The following is a 15,441-nucleotide window of genomic DNA, read 5'->3' as shown; positions in this document are numbered from 1 at the left end:
GCTGATTACTTCGCTACTCTTGTTTGTACTACTGTGTTTCCACCACAAGAGCACTGCCCGCATGATTGTGCAGCTGCCTGAAGGCTGTTAACCCCTCCTTTTAGGCTATTCATTTGCTCTTCCTGAAGCTTGCTGATTTGCTCTTTGTTGATCTGTAACCCCTTAGTTAATTTCATTTTGTTCATGATGTTTGATTTTTAAATTGTTATTGTTTATTTAAATGGTATCGGAAATAGATTATTGAGCAACTTTTGTTTTTACAATTGTATTTCCACCGCAAGAACACTGTCCGCATGATTGTGCAGCTGCCTGAAGGCTGTTAACCCCTCCTTTAAGGCTGTTCATTTGCTCCTCCTGAAGCTTGCTGATTTGCTCTTTGTTGATCTGTAATCCTTTAGTTAATTTAATTTTGTGCATGATGTTTGATTTTAAATTGTTATTGTTTGTTTAAATGTGATGTGGAAACCGGTTATTGGGCAACTTTTGTTTTTACAATCGTATTTCCACCGCAAGAACACTGTCCGCACGATTGTGCAGCTGCCTGAAGGCTGTTAACCCCTCCTTTAAGGCTGTTCATTTGCTCTTCCTGAAGCTTGCTGATTTGTTCTTTGTTGATCTGCAATCCTTTTGTTAATTTAATTTTGTGCATGATTTTAAAATTTTGATGTTGATGTTTTGGTTATCTTTTTAAGTCATAAAACCTTCATTGGACCTACTTGCAAGTATATATTTGATTAATTAATTCTGTTTCTTTCATCTTCGTTTCCGAAGTTTCTCTGCTGTTCGGATTTCAGATTTTTATTTCCGAATTTGTAGCTTAAAGAGACTCTGAACCCTCTTGTATCACCATAGCTGCTGAAATCTGTCTTCACTCCGTTAGACTCATAGGTGATCACAGGTCTTTGCCCGTTTAGCAGATCAAGCCCTGCAACCGTTAAGGTCAGTTTCTTATCCAGAAGTAAAAATTTCATGGATACATCCAGAATATTCATCGTGGAGATGTGGAAGATCTGATACCGTCCCGGAAGCTGCAGCCCATAATTGGCGCTGAAGAATATGGTTTTTGATTTATTAAGCGTGAAATCATTATTTGAATAGAAATACGCATTATATCCGTCTATTGAGTTGATGAAGTCTGTTTTGGACTTTACATTCTGATAATTGACATTGAATCCCGTAAAGCTGTTCCACCATGACCATTTATTAAAATTGTAATAAGTGGAAACCCCGATCTGATAGGTATTGGCATAGTTCAAAGGAGTGCTTCTCGTGATATTGGTATTCTGATCCAGGATAGCCAGATCCTGACTGAAATCTGATACCTGGGAATAATACACGGAGGATACCCACTTTTGGTTTCTGACATATGAAAACTCCAGGTTATCTATTATTGATGGCCTCAGGAACGGATTCCCTTCAGAATAATAATAAGGGCTTGTACGTACTACGAACGGATTCAGGTAATCGAAATTTGGCCTGCGGATCCTTCTGCTGTAGTTCAGCGATAAAGAATTTTTATCATCCGGATTATACGTTACATACGCCGTAGGGAATAATTTGACATAATCATTTTTATTCGTTTGATTGAGATTGTGGGAGTAACCGGTAGTTTGGGTGGCTTCCATTCTCAGCCCTGCCTGGGTTTCCCATTTCTCACCCAGTTTTTTGCTGGCTGAGACATATAACGCTTCATTATGCTCTTTATAATTAAATATATTTGTTTGATCCGTATTCAGAACAGGGACTCCGGTTTTGTGGTCATAAACAACCAGATCATTGTCCGTATTCGTGTAGGTATACTTTCCTCCGAAACTTACTGAGGCCCATTTTAACGGCATTTCCACATCCACTTTTCCGGAATAATTCTCAATACGGTTTACATTGGTATTGGTGGCTGAGAAAAAGCTTCCCGGAATAATGTCCCGTTGAGGATTCAGCTCATTTCCTGCAAAAAAGCTATAGTCACTTTTTTTATAGTGGAAATAATCAAAATCAGTAGTGATCTTTGTTCCTGCGGAATCTATCTTAAAAGTATTGTTCCAGTTAAGAGAATTCATATTCGGCTTATTATTGGCATCCACATCGGAAGCAATATAGGAGTTGACAGCACCTGTTGTATTGTTGAATCTTGATGTGAAAGGACTGTTTGATGAGGTATTTCTTGTAAAGCTGCCCAGGTACTTTACGCCCGTTGTCCAGTGATCAGATATTTTATAATCTGCTCCCAGCCCAAGACCCAGGTTATTCTCTTCAGATTTATTCTTTACATTCATGAGCCACAGCTCATCAGGATAGTAAATTTTGCTGTCAGATGTTGTACGCAGTCTCTGAGAGTTGGTATTGGCGGATATTTGTAATGATAATCTGTTTCTGTTATAATTAAAAGCTCCCTGAAGGCCGCCGCCTGCATATGTTTTTTGCGTGTAAGTACCGCCAATATTGGCATTCCATGAGTTGGCCCGGCCCTTTTTTAGCTTAATGTTGATCAGCCCGCTGTCACCTTCCGCATCATATTTGGCCGGAGGGGTGGTGATCACTTCAATAGACTGAATATTATCAGAAGGAATAGATTTCAACAGACTTGATAAATCATCCGGAGACATTCGCTGAATGCGGTCATCGATCATTACCAGAACTTCTCCTTTACCAACGATAGAAACTTTTTCATCCTGGATGCGGACCAATGGAGTTGTCTTTAAAGCTTCCAATGCCGTACCTCCGGTTGCTGCAACTGAATTTTCTACATTGAAAACAAGGCGGTCTACTTTTCTTTCAACTAATTTTTTCTTTTTTATAAGGCTGATCTCCTGGATTTCCTTGCTGGTATCCTGAGGTTCTTTTATGATATAATTTTTACTGATATCTCCATCAATGTTTTCATTACCTTCATATACTTTATTTCCATTTAAGAAGAATTCCGTTTTATAAGAATCAGATTTTGGAAGTTTAATCGAGAAAAATCCGTTATCATCTGTAATGGCGGAGAATCTGTTGTCTCCTGCTGACAGGATCACTTCTACATATGAGATATTTTTTGCCTGCTCATCAGATACCTTACCGGAAATACTCTGAGCGTTTAGATGAACGCCCATTCCTAAAAAGGATAATAATGGTATTAAGTATTTCTTTGTCATGATTTTTATATTATGTTTCAAATGTAGAATGTTGTGTTTTGAATGATGCTACACAGAAGTGTAGTTTTAGGCGGTTTGCTGCAATACTACACTTTGGTTTAGGACTCCCGTTCCCTGTGCGATCAGGTGATAATTTTTATCAAGGAATTTTTTCAATCCATTATAAGTCAGCAGAACAGGGATCGTTTCAGATCCAAGATAATGAATGGACTCTGCTAATGTAATAGCCTCTATTCCCATAAGCTTTAATACTTTCAGAAGCTTGGCATCACATTCGGCAATTGCAACGGAATTTTTATTTTGACAAACTTCATTGATGGCATGAGCCATTAACGTTTTGAAAATTCCGAAACCTGTTTTATCAATTCCTTTTTTGATGGCAAACCTTCCAATGTGCCAGATGTTGGTCTTTTTATTTTTGATAACATCTGATGGAGTGATCCGGAACAGCTTTTCCAGTGGAAGTATATCGGTATGGTTCCACTTCAAAACCCGTATTGAGCCGTTAATCTTATTGTCAAGATCTCTGGAAACAAATATTTTAGAGTTCTTAAAGCTTTTTTCTTCATGGTAGATATCCTCTACTTCAGCTTTGAACTCTTCAGTATGAGAATGGTCTTCATGGTGGCTAAAATTTTCGGCAACAACAAATTCTGCTAATTCGTATAAGTTTTTGTTACTTAAAGAATAAAAGTTAATATGTTCCATAATTTTTTTATCTTTATAGTAAAATTATTACACTGATTGGTGGGATATGCTACACTTTAGTGTAGATTCGTTAAAGTCTACACTAAAGTGTAGTAAACTAAAAAACTATACCTTAAAAACTAACTAATGGAAGAGATTCGTAAATTTTTTTCGAACAAAAACAGTATCGAGAATATCTCAGAGTCAGATAATGATCAGACTTCTGATTATCTCGAAGTGATAAAGGCTTTTGCCAGGATCACTTATATGAGCTTGTACGTCATCGATTATCAGAAGCAGAATTTTGAATATGTATCTGATAACCCCTTATTTCTTTGTGACCATACTCCGAAGGAGATTGAAACAATGGGCTATGCATTCTATTTCAGGCATGTAAAGAAAGAAGATCAGGACCTGCTGCTGAAGATCAATGAAGTAGGATTTGAATTTTATGAGAATTTACCGGTGAATGAAAGAAAGCTATACACTATTTCCTATGATTTTCATCTGGTGAATGAAAGTAAAAATGCCATTCTGATCAATCATAAGCTTACTCCTCTTTTCCTGTCTACAGAGGGTAAAATGTGGAAAGCGTTGTGTATTGTATCTTTATCCCATAATCATTCATCAGGAAACATATCAATTGTAAAGCAGGGAACAGATGAAATCTGGAATTTTGATATGAAAGATAATAAGTGGATAAAAGAAGAAAAAGTAAAGCTTTCAGAAAGAGAAACTGAGATATTAAGGCTGTATGCCCAGGGGCTTACTATCAACGAGATTGCTGATAAAATCTATGTGACGGGTGATACCGTAAAATTCCACAGAAGAAAACTGTTTGATAAAATGGGTGTGAGTAATATCACAGAGGCACTGTCTTATGCAACCAATTATAAACTGATATAGAACCGCATTTTACTCTGTGATGGCATTCATATAAAATTGTGGAAAGGTTTTATATGGCTTTCCTGTCGCAATCTTAAACATAACATGGGTACACATCCCGGCAACAATCCATGAAGCAATAGCTAATTGGGGAGGGGGTAAGTTGCCCTCTTCCTTTTTATAGTCTTCTATTATATTTTCAAGCCATTCGTTGGGAGTTCTCCAGAAACGTAAATATCCTGCGATATATTCTACCATTTTGAGCTCATTAAAGTTGTCATCAGAAAGAATATCAAGAGGTAAGCCGTTAGGCTCAATGACAGCAACCAGCCCTCCCCATCCCAGATTATACGGATGCAGGACGTGTATCCCTTTTTCCTGGCAGATCTTGTCAAAAACCACGGGGATATTACTGGAGAAGTCCAGGGCGTTGATAGCAATGTCATGGTCGTCAATAATCTCCTGTACATTTTCCTGAGTAATAAATTCACTGCGGTACCGTATGTTGGCATTGGGATTAATGCTTTTCAGGCGGTGATATAGCGTTTCTGCCTTATAGGAAGAAATGTCCTCATGGGTATAATTTTGTCTGTTAAGGTTGGTCTGTTCAATAATATCACCGTCTACAATGGTGATATTTTCAAAACCAAAACGTAGCGCACATTCGGCAATATTGCTGCCTATGCCGCTTCCGGCGAGTAAAACAGAAAAATTCTTAATCCCATTCTGTTCTTCTTCTTTTACGTATAACCTGTTTCGAGAATATTGTGATTCCATTGTTTTATCTTTATAACAAAAGTAGGAGTATACAGCCAGATTATAGCTACACCATAGTTTAGTTTTATGCCTGAAAATGAAAAGGAAAGAGTGGCAGTTACAGTTTTATAGTATGGCGGTTCCGGAAAAATAAAAAAGGAGCCGGAGCTCCTTAGATAGGTATCAGTTGTTTTCTGTTTTTCTTTCAAGATTCTCCAGTCTCTCGAAAATGCAGCTGAAGATATTTTTCTCGGCTGTAGAGACATAGCCTACAATTTTATAAAGATATCTTTCGTTTTCCTTGGAATTCTTAATATCAGACGCATATTGCAAATGGTCATCGGCATAAGCCAAAAGATTGTGGACTGTATCTTTTTTCAGATCTGCTTTATTCAAAAATAAAATATCCCCATACTGATATTGTGGTAAAAGCTGCTTTTCAGGAGTAAACTCATATACTATATCTACAGATGCTAATATTTTTTGCATAATAGAAGCATTAGGAGTATTATGTTCAGGAGCAGCCTTGGTTTCTTTGCTGTTTTGAATAGCCAGTTCCGGGAAAAGCATAAGCTGGTCAATATCAGAAACGCTTACTAACTGATTCACCTGCAGGGGTTCAGTCAACAGTTTGTCAAGTTTAAGGTTAAAATGGCTGGCAACCTTTAATATGGTTTCGATCTTCGGTTCGGCACGCCCTTCTTCATAGGAGCTTATTACCCCCCTGTTCAGATCAAACAGATCGGCAAAAGCCTTTTGGCTCAATCCTTTAACCTGTCTTATTTTCTTGATGTTAGTTCCAAAGAAGCTCATCTTGTCTAATCTTTTTTGCAAATATAGAGAATCTGAAATAAATAAATGCTAAAAATATTTGCATTTTGAAAATTTTATGCTATATTTGTGTAGAAGAATTTTGAACACAAAAACCAGCCATCATGAAAAATCAAATATTTAGAACGGTCAAAGAGTGGTTGTTAGATTATGAGTTTAACATTACGTTGGAAGATGAGGCGCAGGGAATCTTAATCATTGAAAAAGAATCCAACGGGATAAAAAATATGATCCTTATTATATCAGACTCTATTCTGATCATGGAGCAATTCCTTTTTGAAATTAAAAATCCATCAGAAAAAACATTCCTGAGACTGCTTCAGAAAAACAGAGATATCGTGCATGGAGCCTTTGTCTTGGACGGTACAGGAAGGCGGGTAATTTTCAGGGATACGCTTCCTACCGATAATATGGCACAGAATGAAGTGATGGCATCTATCAATTCTCTGGGAATCCTGGTTGGAGAATTTACCAACGAAATGCTTGAAATGAGTAAGTAATTCACAAAAGATATTTAAAATGAACATTTTTAAAAGATTATTAACAATAGGAAAAGCAGAGATCCATTCTGTGATCGAAAGCTTTGAAGACCCTATCAATACAACGGAACAGGGAATCCGTGAGATGAAGGAAGAGCTTGCAAAAAGTATTGAAGCACTGGCTCAGCTTAAAGCCCTTGCCATCCGTAAAAAGAACGAGGCAGAAGCTGAGGAGCAGATCGCTAAAGATTATTACAACAAGGCTGTTGTGATTGTTCAGAAAGCTGAAAAAGGAGAGGCGGAAACGGCAGATGCCGACCGTCTTGCGAAAGAAGCGCTGAAAAAGCAGACCTCTTCACAGGAAAAGGCCCTTAATCTGCACAGGGAACATGAAAAGCTTTATACCGAATGCGACAAGATGCAGGGAACGATCAGCCATCTGAAATCCAGTATTGCCAAATGGGAAAACGAATTGAAAACCCTGAAAGCAAGAGTTCAGGTAAGTGAAGCAACTAAAGACATCAATCAGAAAATGACCCAGATGGATACCGGAAGTGCAGTAAGCATGCTTGAAAAGCTGAAAGAAAGAGTAGTGCAGCAGGAAACACTCGCTGAAGCCTATGCGGACCTTTCAAAATCCGGAAAAACTATTGATGAAGAGATCGATGCGATGGTAAACAATAAAGACACAGAAGCTGAAGAAGCTTTAAACAGATTAAAAGAAACACTTAAAAAAGGCTAATATATGACCTTTCAGGAATTTTTAAACGGAGCATTTTCCCCGGTAAACACTGTGCTGACAGTTCTGCTCGGACTTTCAGTGATCTATTGGTTATTTACCATACTTACCGGGCTGGATATTGACATAGGCATCCATTCGGACCTGGACGCTGATGCAGATGCGGATATTCCGGACGGTCAATTTCACGCTTCGGATAACGATCCCTCTGCATGGATGCACTTCCTGAAATTTCTGAATCTGGATATTGTTCCCGTGACCTATTTTCTTACGCTTTCATTGCTGATAACCTGGCTGGGATCATTCTATCTGAATTATTTTGTTCCGCTTCCAACGTGGATAGGAGTGCTGGTTCTATTTCCTCTGTTGATCGCCGGAATGCTGCTGACAAAAGTAATTTTGAAACCTTTAAATCCCTTTTTCAGGGAGATCAATCATAAAGGCGAGGTGTCCTATGCCTTTTTGGGAAGAGAAGGACGCTTGAAATCAACCATTCAGGATGATAAAATAGGGATGATGGAAGTCTTTATCGGGAGCGACCCTATGACCCTGATGGTAAAAAGTAATGATGGTACAAAGCTGGAGCACGGTACCCGTGTGATGATTGTAGATGAAGAACCGGAAAAACGACTTTATTATGTACAGCGATCTATGAGATATTAAAAAATACACAATCATGCTTGACTTATTCTGGATCATGCTGAACTATATTTTTGAGATCCTTTCTCAATATTTTTAAATAAAAAAACACATTCATATATAAACTATAAACTTATAAAACTATGAACTTACCTTTAATTGCTGGAATTATTATTGTTGCGGTAGCGACGATCGGCTTGATTTTCTGGATTTTATCGATGTATAAAAAGACTGTACAGGGAATCGTTATTTTAAGAACTGGTTATGGAGGTACAAAAGTCTTCTTTAATGCAGGGATTGTCATTCCTATTATTCACCGTATGGAATCTATGGATATTTCTGTGAAAAAGCTGGAGATCTCAAGAGAAGGAAGAGCGGGATTAATCTGTAAAGACAATATGAGAGCAGATATTCAGGTAGCATTCTTCATCCGTGTCAACAAATCGGTAGATGATATTGTCAATGTAGGTCAGACCATTGGATGCCAGAGAGCGTCAGATGCCCAGACGTTGAGAGAGCTTTTTGAAGCTAAATTTTCAGAAGCCCTTAAAACCGTAGGAAAGAAATTTAATTTCACAGAACTCTATGAGGCAAGAAGCGAATTCCGTCAGGAAATCCTTGACATTATCGGAACGGATCTGAATGGTTATGTGCTGGATGACTGTGCAATCGATTATCTTGAGCAGACCTCTATCGATAAGCTGGACAAAGATAATATCCTTGATTCTGAGGGAATTAAAAAGATCACGGAACTTACGGCAACCCAGAATATCAAAGCGAATCAGGTTCGCCGTGATGAAGAAAAAACGATCACTAAGCAGAACGTAGAAGCTCGTGAAGCCATTCTGGAACTGGAAAAGCAGCTGGCAGAAAAAGAAGAATCTCAAAAAAGGGAAGTCGCCAATATCAAAGCCCGTGAAAATGCCGAAATCTTAAAAGTAGAAGAAGAAGAGCGTCTGAGATATGAAACGGTACGTATTGCTACGGAAGAAAAATTGCAGATCGCGGAAGAAAACAAACTTCGTCAGGTAGTGATCGCTGCTAAAAATAAGGAACGTGCGGATCTGGTAGAAACAGAAAGAGTATTGAAAGATAAGGCGCTTGAAGCGACGGAAAGAGAGAGAGTCGTTTCCCTGGCGCAGATTGAAAAAGAAAAAGCGATAGAGCTGGAAAAGAAAAGCATTCAGGATGCTATCCGTGAGCGTTTAACGATGGAGAAAACAGTAGTGGAAGAACAGCAGGGAATCAAAGATCTTGAAGCGTTCAAAACAGCAGATAGAAACAAGCAGGTTGAAATCACCGTTGCCACTCAGGAAGCAGAGAAAAAGCTGATCGAAGAGACCAAAGCAGCAGAAGCACGTAAGCTGGCGGCAGAAAAGGATGCACAGAAATATGTGATCGAAGCGCAGGCGAAAAGAGATGCCGCTGAGAAAGAAGCGGAAGCACGTAAGATCATTGCAGATGCCAAGGCAAAAGAAGAAGCTACCGTAGGCTTATCTGAAGCTCAGGTGATGCATGCTAAAGCAGATGCGGCAGAAAGACAGGGAATTGCAGAAGCTGTCGTGATCGAGAAAAAAGCAGACGCTGTCAAAAAAGAAGGAATCGCGCAGGCTGAGGTAATCAAGGAAAAAGCATTGGCGGAAGCTGCGGGAATCACTGAAAAGGCAGAAGCAATGAAGAAACTGAATGATGCAGGAAAAGACCACGAAGAATTCCGTCTGCAACTTGCAAAAGAAAAAGATGTGGAGCTTGCACAGATCGCGATTCAGAAAGATATTGCAGAAGCCCAGTCTATGGTCTTGGCAGAAGCTTTCAAATCTGCAAAAATTGATATCGTAGGAGGGGATAATACATTCTTTGATAATGTAATACGTCAGGTTTCTGCCGGAAAAGGACTGGATAAATTCATCAGCCACAGTGAAAATGCACAGATTGTAAAGGAAAGTCTTTTAGGAGACGGTGAGAATATCATTGGTAAGGTGATGGGCATGGTAGATAAATATAAGATCTCATCTGAAGACATCAAAAATATGAGCATTGCCTCTCTGATCTTTAAACTGAACGGAGTAGCCAGCCAGCAGGAAAAAGGAATTCTGGAAAAGGCGCTTGATATGGCCAGACACCTTGGAGTAGAGAATAAGCCGGTGAATAATAATCACATTTAAACAATTCAAAAAACTCTCATTGGTATCTCATTGAGAGTTTTTTAAAACGTGATACTTTTATAAATAACAGGTTGACTACCAATGCTGCCAACGAACCTTATAGGTTTACATCAAGCGCCAAAACATTAAAATTTTAGCAAAGTATCACAAGTTTTACAAGGAACTGCTGTCTGACAGCAGGAATGACAACCTAAATAAAAACTATGTCAGAACAACTTAATTCCGGAACCTACGAAATTATTCAGAACCGCCTTAATGAGCAGAAGAATGACCTGATCCAGAGGCTCCAGAAGCTTAATGAAAACCGTAAAAATATATTTGGGGGCGTAGATTTTTCTCTTATTGCCAACGAAAGGATCTCAACAGAGCACAGCTGTATTGCCAAGGATATCTATTCTCTGGGAGATCATCTGATCTTTGGGTCCAATGCTCATTTAGGCTTACAGACTGAAATTAATATTTCGGATGTTTTTTCAATATATAAGATCAATAATAACCGGTTTGAGCCTCAGGATCATACATTGATCAATGATGAGGTTTTCATTGACGAATTTAAAAATCTTTATAAATACTACAGGAATACCTTCTTTGCCAGGTTCACCTTTACAGAGAACTATCTTTATATGGTCTTTCAGCTTTCAGAAAGTACCACAGATATCAAAGCGTTCAAATGGCTGATCAGAGAGAACCGGCTGATCTATGTAGACTCAAGAAGTGCTTCAGAAACAGCTTATCCTCAGCAGCATGGCTTTATATGGACAAAAGCGACAAGAGATATGCAGCGCTCGGGAAAGCATCCTCATATTTCTTTAGCGGATAAAGTGTTTGTAGAAAGTATCGGTGGAGATATCACTATTAAAATAGAAGATAATACAGATACGGGAAAAGGGATCTACTCCGAAGACGTTATCCATAAAGACCAGAACCTTGATGATGCGGAGATTCATTTCTGTGACCTGGACAATCTTGTTCTGTTCAAAATAAAGCCTTACCAGGAAACGGAGCGCTATTTCATTTACAATCATAAAGAAAAGACCGTTTCCAGGGCAGATGCCCTTAAATATTCAGGTCTGCTGCTGCCGGAAAATCAGGGAGTATTATTCTCCAACGGATATGCGCTCCAGACCGGAGGGCTGAAAGTCATTTCCCAGGACCAGAACCGGCTGTACTATCTGAAGACCGTTACAGAACCGAACGGGGAGAATTTTTTATACGTTTTCTATGATGATAAAACGAATAATTATCAGCTGATATCCTATAATATCATTACCCAGACCATAGAAACGCCGATCCGTTGTAGCGGATTCACCTTTTTGCGTGACGGAAAGCTGATCTATCTCAGGGAAAGCATTGAAACGACCAAGCATCATCTGGCTCAGATCTGGCAGACGCCTTTTTCCAAAGAGCTGGCGCCCAATATAGAAAAAGCAGACAGCTTATTATACAAAATCGGGAATAAGGACATCGTCAGGGTTATGGCAGAAAGCCAGGAGCTGATTACGCTTCTCAATAAAAAAGATTCTTATAGCGGCCTTTATGATGATATTGTAAAGCTTTCGACCTTTATTCTGGATACCTACTATTTCCTGGGAGAAGCAGAAATTCAGAAACTGGACCAGCCACTGAAAGAGATCAGAGGTATTGCCCATTCTGCGATCAATGAATATGAAAAAGTCGTAGAACAGAGAAAAAGTACAGAAGAAGCTTTAGAAAGAATAAAAAGCTCATGCGATAAAGTTCTTGATGATACCAAAAGGCTTCACTATTCTCAACTGACGGAATATATTGATGCCCTTTCCCTGATCAGAGCATTAAGAGGAGAAGTGACAGGAGCAGGAGAGCTTAAGTATGCAGATGCGGCTTTGCTGGCTTCTTTGGAAAAATCACTTGCAGACCGGTATACCGGGCTTTCCAATGCCTGTGTGGATTTTCTGCTGCAGGAAGAAGCATTACTGCCTTATGAAGATAAAGCACAAAATATATCAGAAGACATCATTGCTTTGCAGAAAGCTGTGGATGCAAAAGCCATTGAGGAAAATATCAATACGCTTTCCGGACAGCTGGAGCTGCTGGTGGATATTGTCAACAATCTTAAGATCGAAGATACTTCCCAGTCTACCCGGATCATAGAAAACATATCACTGATCTTCGCCCGCCTGAACCAGGAAAGGCTGGAGCTCAGCAAAAGGAAAAGGGAGATTTCAGGAAAAGAGCTGGCTTCAGATTTTCAGGCGCAGATCACTTTATTTGATCAGGCTGTCATCAACTTTTTAGAATTGTCCCAGACTCCGGAAAAATGTGATGAATATCTGACCAAGCTTTCCATTCAGCTGGAAGAGATGGAGACAAAATTCATCGACTTTGAAGAATTTATCCGGGAGATCGGAAACAAAAGAGAAGAAGTTTACGGACATTTCCAGAATAAAAGAGTTCAGCTTACCGAAGCGAGAAATAAAAGAACGCAGACTCTTTTTGATGCCGCTCAGAGAATCCTGAAGTCTGTACAGACCAAAGCAGAATCGTTTGACTCCGAGAATGAGATCAACGGCTATTTTGCATCGGATCTGATGGTGGAAAAAGTAAGGGATTTTGCAAGGCAGCTGGCAGAACTGGAAGACTCTGCAAAGTCTGAAGAAATCCAGACACTTCTGAAAACCTCCCAGCAGGAATCTGTAAGAAAGCTGAAAGATAAAAAAGAGATCTATACTGATGGTGAAAGCATCATTGCGCTGGGAGATTATAAATTTGCAGTCAACCAACAGAAGCTGGACCTTACCCTTGTGCTGAAAAATGCACAGTATTATTATCATCTTACCGGAACAAGCTTCTATGAACCATTGAACTTTACTGCTGTGGATGAATTCAAAGAAGTATGGAACCAGGAATTCATTTCAGAGAACTCCCAGGTAAGGAGATTTGAATACCTTGCGTGGAATGTCTTTTCAGCTCATAAAGAAATTACGACGGAATTACAGAATGAGCAGGCTGTACAGCAATTTACTGCGGAACATTTCGGGGAAGGGCTGGTAAAAGGAATTCATGATAAAGATGCGCAGACTATTGTGATGAAGCTTCAGCAAATGCATAATGAGCTGGGACTTATGAGGTTTACCGCACAGGAGAGAGCTCTGGCTCAGCTTTTCTGGTTCTTCCTGGAAAATGGCAGAAAAGAATATTATACCAAACAGTTTGAGGCGGCCGCCATTATCTCCCATTCATTCATTCCAAAACAGGGATTTGAATATATAAGCAGGGAACTGGCAGAAGAAATGAAAGATTTCGCATCATCATATAACATTTTTAAAGAAACGGATTGTATCAATGCTGCCATATATCTGAAGCAGGAGGACAAAGAAAACTTCCTGATCTCAGAAAAAGCAGGAGCTTTGTATGAATTATTTCTGAAAGAGCTGAAAGAAAAAGGCAAAGACCTGGAGTTTATTAGCCAGATACAGGCTATGTATCAATACCCTTCAGCATGTTATTATATTGCCGAGAGTGCGTTACAGGCTTTTGATCCGCAGGCTGAAAGAAATATCATACAGGAAACTATCGGATTTATCATTACTCAGAAGTTTGATCCGAAAAATATCAGGCATATTTCCTGTGAAGTAACCATAAAAGGACTGAAATCTCTTGAAAAAGATACAGAATATAATCTTAATTACTTTGAATTTGTATCCCGTCTGGAGCACTTCAATACCATTACCGTTCCGAAATATAAACGTCTTCAGGAATTAAAATACAGCTGGGTCAATGAAAAGAAAAAATCATTAAAGCTGGATACTTTCAAACCGCAGATACTGAGCTCGTTTGTCAGAAATAAGCTGATCAATGATGTTTATTTTCCTTTGATAGGGGCCAATCTGGCGAAGCAGCTGGGAACGGCAGGCTCAGAAAAAAGAACGGACAGAATGGGAATGCTCCTTTTGGTATCGCCTCCGGGATATGGAAAAACAACCCTGATGGAGTATATGGCGGAACGTATGGGGCTGGTATTTATGAAGATCAACGGGCCGTCCCTGGGGTATGATATCGTTTCAACGGATCCTTCGGAAGCCAGAAATGCAGGAGCAAGACAGGAGCTTGAAAAACTGAATCTTGCCCTTGAAATGGGAGATAATGTCATGCTATACCTTGATGATATCCAGCACTGCAATCCGGAATTCTTACAGAAATTCATCTCTCTTGCTGATGGACAGAGAAAAATAGAAGGAATCTACAACGGGGAAAGTAAAACATATGATCTGCGTTCCAAAAGATTCTGCCTGGTAATGGCAGGAAATCCCTATACAGAGAATGGAGAGAAATTTAAAATTCCGGATATGCTTGCGAACCGTTCAGATACCTATAATCTGGGAGAAATCTCAGGGTCCAAAACAGACCTTTTTGATCTGAGCCTTATCGAAAATGCTTTGATGTCCAACGAATATCTTACCAGACTTACCCAGCCGGGAATGGAGAATCTTTATGAGCTATATGACAGCGTTATAACAGACCATCCTGCGGATAATCTGAAAGGGAATTTCAGCTCTAATGAAATATCAGACTTCAGAGCTGTGCTGAAAAACACGATCATAGTAAGAGATATGGTCCTGAAAGTGAATAAAGAATACATCGCATCTGCAGCAATGTCTGACGATTACAGAAATGAGCCGTCATTCAAGCTTCAGGGATCTTACCGTAATATGAATAAGCTTATTACACAGGTACAGCCTATTCTGAAAGAAGATGAGGTTACACAGATCGTTCTGAATCATTACCAGAACGAGTCTCAGACGCTGACTACCGGAGCGGAAGCCAATATGCTGAAACTGAAAGAGCTGATCGGTACGATTTCAGCTGAAGAAGCAGAACGCTGGAAAGAGATCAGGAAAACTTTTGTGAAAAATAAGACCTTAAAAGGCTTAGGGGAAAATGACAGAATGTCCCAGATCGTGGCGTTGCTTGCCCAATTCGGAGACGGATTGGAAGGGATTAGAGAAGCATTGAAAAAAATAGACTGATATTTTTACATTTTTAAACTTATCAAAAAGACTGGTTCAGGATAGAACCAGTCTTTTTTGATTGCTAATTCTCCCACATTGAGAGGGCTCCATAGATCATTATATAACAATCTGCTCAAT

At 39.3% G+C, this 15,441-nt stretch carries 13 protein-coding genes; 6 read left to right on the top strand and 7 right to left on the bottom strand.

Annotation, left to right across the window (positions count from 1 at the left end; all coding sequences use genetic code 11):
• Positions 1-5 precede the first annotated feature (5 nt).
• From AC4IF5_RS17235 to AC4IF5_RS17215, 5 genes are all read right to left on the bottom strand, one after another.
• Complete coding sequence (locus AC4IF5_RS17235) at positions 6-176, bottom strand: class I lanthipeptide (protein ID WP_490736663.1); 171 nt, start codon at positions 174-176, stop codon at positions 6-8.
• A gap of 61 nt (positions 177-237) precedes the next feature.
• A complete protein-coding gene (locus AC4IF5_RS17230; RefSeq protein ID WP_490736661.1) occupies positions 238-417 on the bottom strand; it encodes a class I lanthipeptide in 180 nt (59 codons plus the stop codon).
• A gap of 52 nt (positions 418-469) precedes the next feature.
• On the bottom strand, positions 470-649 hold the full coding sequence (locus AC4IF5_RS17225; RefSeq protein ID WP_490736661.1) for a class I lanthipeptide: 180 nt from the start codon (positions 647-649) through the stop codon (positions 470-472).
• An 85-nt stretch (positions 650-734) separates the two neighbouring features.
• The gene (locus AC4IF5_RS17220; RefSeq protein ID WP_490736659.1) at positions 735-3,134 is read right to left on the bottom strand and encodes a TonB-dependent receptor domain-containing protein; all 2,400 of its coding nucleotides are present in this window, start codon (positions 3,132-3,134) and stop codon (positions 735-737) included.
• Between the two features lie 66 nt (positions 3,135-3,200).
• On the bottom strand, positions 3,201-3,842 hold the full coding sequence (locus tag AC4IF5_RS17215; RefSeq protein ID WP_490736657.1) for a hypothetical protein: 642 nt from the start codon (positions 3,840-3,842) through the stop codon (positions 3,201-3,203).
• Between the two features lie 126 nt (positions 3,843-3,968).
• Between AC4IF5_RS17215 and AC4IF5_RS17210 the strand changes: the two genes are divergently transcribed.
• Positions 3,969-4,727, top strand: coding sequence for a response regulator transcription factor (locus tag AC4IF5_RS17210; RefSeq protein WP_490736655.1), 759 nt, complete (start codon positions 3,969-3,971; stop codon positions 4,725-4,727).
• 9 nt (positions 4,728-4,736) lie between these two features.
• Here the strand turns inward: AC4IF5_RS17210 and AC4IF5_RS17205 are convergent, their stop codons facing one another.
• Positions 4,737-5,483, bottom strand: coding sequence for a ThiF family adenylyltransferase (locus AC4IF5_RS17205; protein ID WP_490736653.1), 747 nt, complete (start codon positions 5,481-5,483; stop codon positions 4,737-4,739).
• Between the two features lie 162 nt (positions 5,484-5,645).
• Positions 5,646-6,275, bottom strand: coding sequence for a helix-turn-helix domain-containing protein (locus tag AC4IF5_RS17200; RefSeq protein WP_490736652.1), 630 nt, complete (start codon positions 6,273-6,275; stop codon positions 5,646-5,648).
• A gap of 122 nt (positions 6,276-6,397) precedes the next feature.
• Here AC4IF5_RS17200 and AC4IF5_RS17195 point away from each other — a divergent pair, with 122 nt between their 5' ends.
• The 5 genes from AC4IF5_RS17195 to AC4IF5_RS17175 all read left to right on the top strand — a co-directional run bounded on the left by AC4IF5_RS17195 (position 6,398) and on the right by AC4IF5_RS17175 (position 15,321).
• Positions 6,398-6,793 (top strand): YbjN domain-containing protein, encoded by a 396-nt coding sequence (locus AC4IF5_RS17195; RefSeq protein ID WP_490736650.1) that lies wholly within the window; start codon positions 6,398-6,400, stop codon positions 6,791-6,793.
• Positions 6,794-6,812: 19 nt separating this feature from the next.
• Positions 6,813-7,514: a PspA/IM30 family protein gene (locus tag AC4IF5_RS17190; protein WP_490736648.1), complete on the top strand. Its 702-nt coding sequence runs from the start codon at positions 6,813-6,815 to the stop codon at positions 7,512-7,514.
• 3 nt (positions 7,515-7,517) lie between these two features.
• Complete coding sequence (locus AC4IF5_RS17185) at positions 7,518-8,174, top strand: hypothetical protein (protein ID WP_490736646.1); 657 nt, start codon at positions 7,518-7,520, stop codon at positions 8,172-8,174.
• Positions 8,175-8,293: 119 nt separating this feature from the next.
• A complete protein-coding gene (locus AC4IF5_RS17180; RefSeq protein WP_490736644.1) occupies positions 8,294-10,315 on the top strand; it encodes a flotillin family protein in 2,022 nt (673 codons plus the stop codon).
• Between the two features lie 203 nt (positions 10,316-10,518).
• Positions 10,519-15,321, top strand: coding sequence for a DNA repair ATPase (locus AC4IF5_RS17175; protein WP_490736642.1), 4,803 nt, complete (start codon positions 10,519-10,521; stop codon positions 15,319-15,321).
• Positions 15,322-15,441 lie beyond the last annotated feature (120 nt).

Source organism: Chryseobacterium sp. UF-290 (genome assembly GCF_058245615.1).
The sequence above is the reverse complement of the archived record's forward strand: the minus strand, read 5'-3'. Positions and strand labels throughout refer to the sequence as shown.

Bases quoted from the DNA above. Each gene is read 5' to 3' on its own strand.
- AC4IF5_RS17235 (WP_490736663.1), bottom strand. From the start codon at position 176: ATGAAATTAACTAAGGGGTTACAGATCAACAAAGAGCAAATCAGCAAG.
- AC4IF5_RS17230 (WP_490736661.1), bottom strand. From the start codon at position 417: ATGCACAAAATTAAATTAACTAAAGGATTACAGATCAACAAAGAGCAA.
- AC4IF5_RS17225 (WP_490736661.1), bottom strand. From the start codon at position 649: ATGCACAAAATTAAATTAACAAAAGGATTGCAGATCAACAAAGAACAA.
- AC4IF5_RS17220 (WP_490736659.1), bottom strand. From the start codon at position 3,134: ATGACAAAGAAATACTTAATACCATTATTATCCTTTTTAGGAATGGGC.
- AC4IF5_RS17215 (WP_490736657.1), bottom strand. From the start codon at position 3,842: ATGGAACATATTAACTTTTATTCTTTAAGTAACAAAAACTTATACGAA.
- AC4IF5_RS17210 (WP_490736655.1), top strand. From the start codon at position 3,969: ATGGAAGAGATTCGTAAATTTTTTTCGAACAAAAACAGTATCGAGAAT.
- AC4IF5_RS17205 (WP_490736653.1), bottom strand. From the start codon at position 5,483: ATGGAATCACAATATTCTCGAAACAGGTTATACGTAAAAGAAGAAGAA.
- AC4IF5_RS17200 (WP_490736652.1), bottom strand. From the start codon at position 6,275: ATGAGCTTCTTTGGAACTAACATCAAGAAAATAAGACAGGTTAAAGGA.
- AC4IF5_RS17195 (WP_490736650.1), top strand. From the start codon at position 6,398: ATGAAAAATCAAATATTTAGAACGGTCAAAGAGTGGTTGTTAGATTAT.
- AC4IF5_RS17190 (WP_490736648.1), top strand. From the start codon at position 6,813: ATGAACATTTTTAAAAGATTATTAACAATAGGAAAAGCAGAGATCCAT.
- AC4IF5_RS17185 (WP_490736646.1), top strand. From the start codon at position 7,518: ATGACCTTTCAGGAATTTTTAAACGGAGCATTTTCCCCGGTAAACACT.
- AC4IF5_RS17180 (WP_490736644.1), top strand. From the start codon at position 8,294: ATGAACTTACCTTTAATTGCTGGAATTATTATTGTTGCGGTAGCGACG.
- AC4IF5_RS17175 (WP_490736642.1), top strand. From the start codon at position 10,519: ATGTCAGAACAACTTAATTCCGGAACCTACGAAATTATTCAGAACCGC.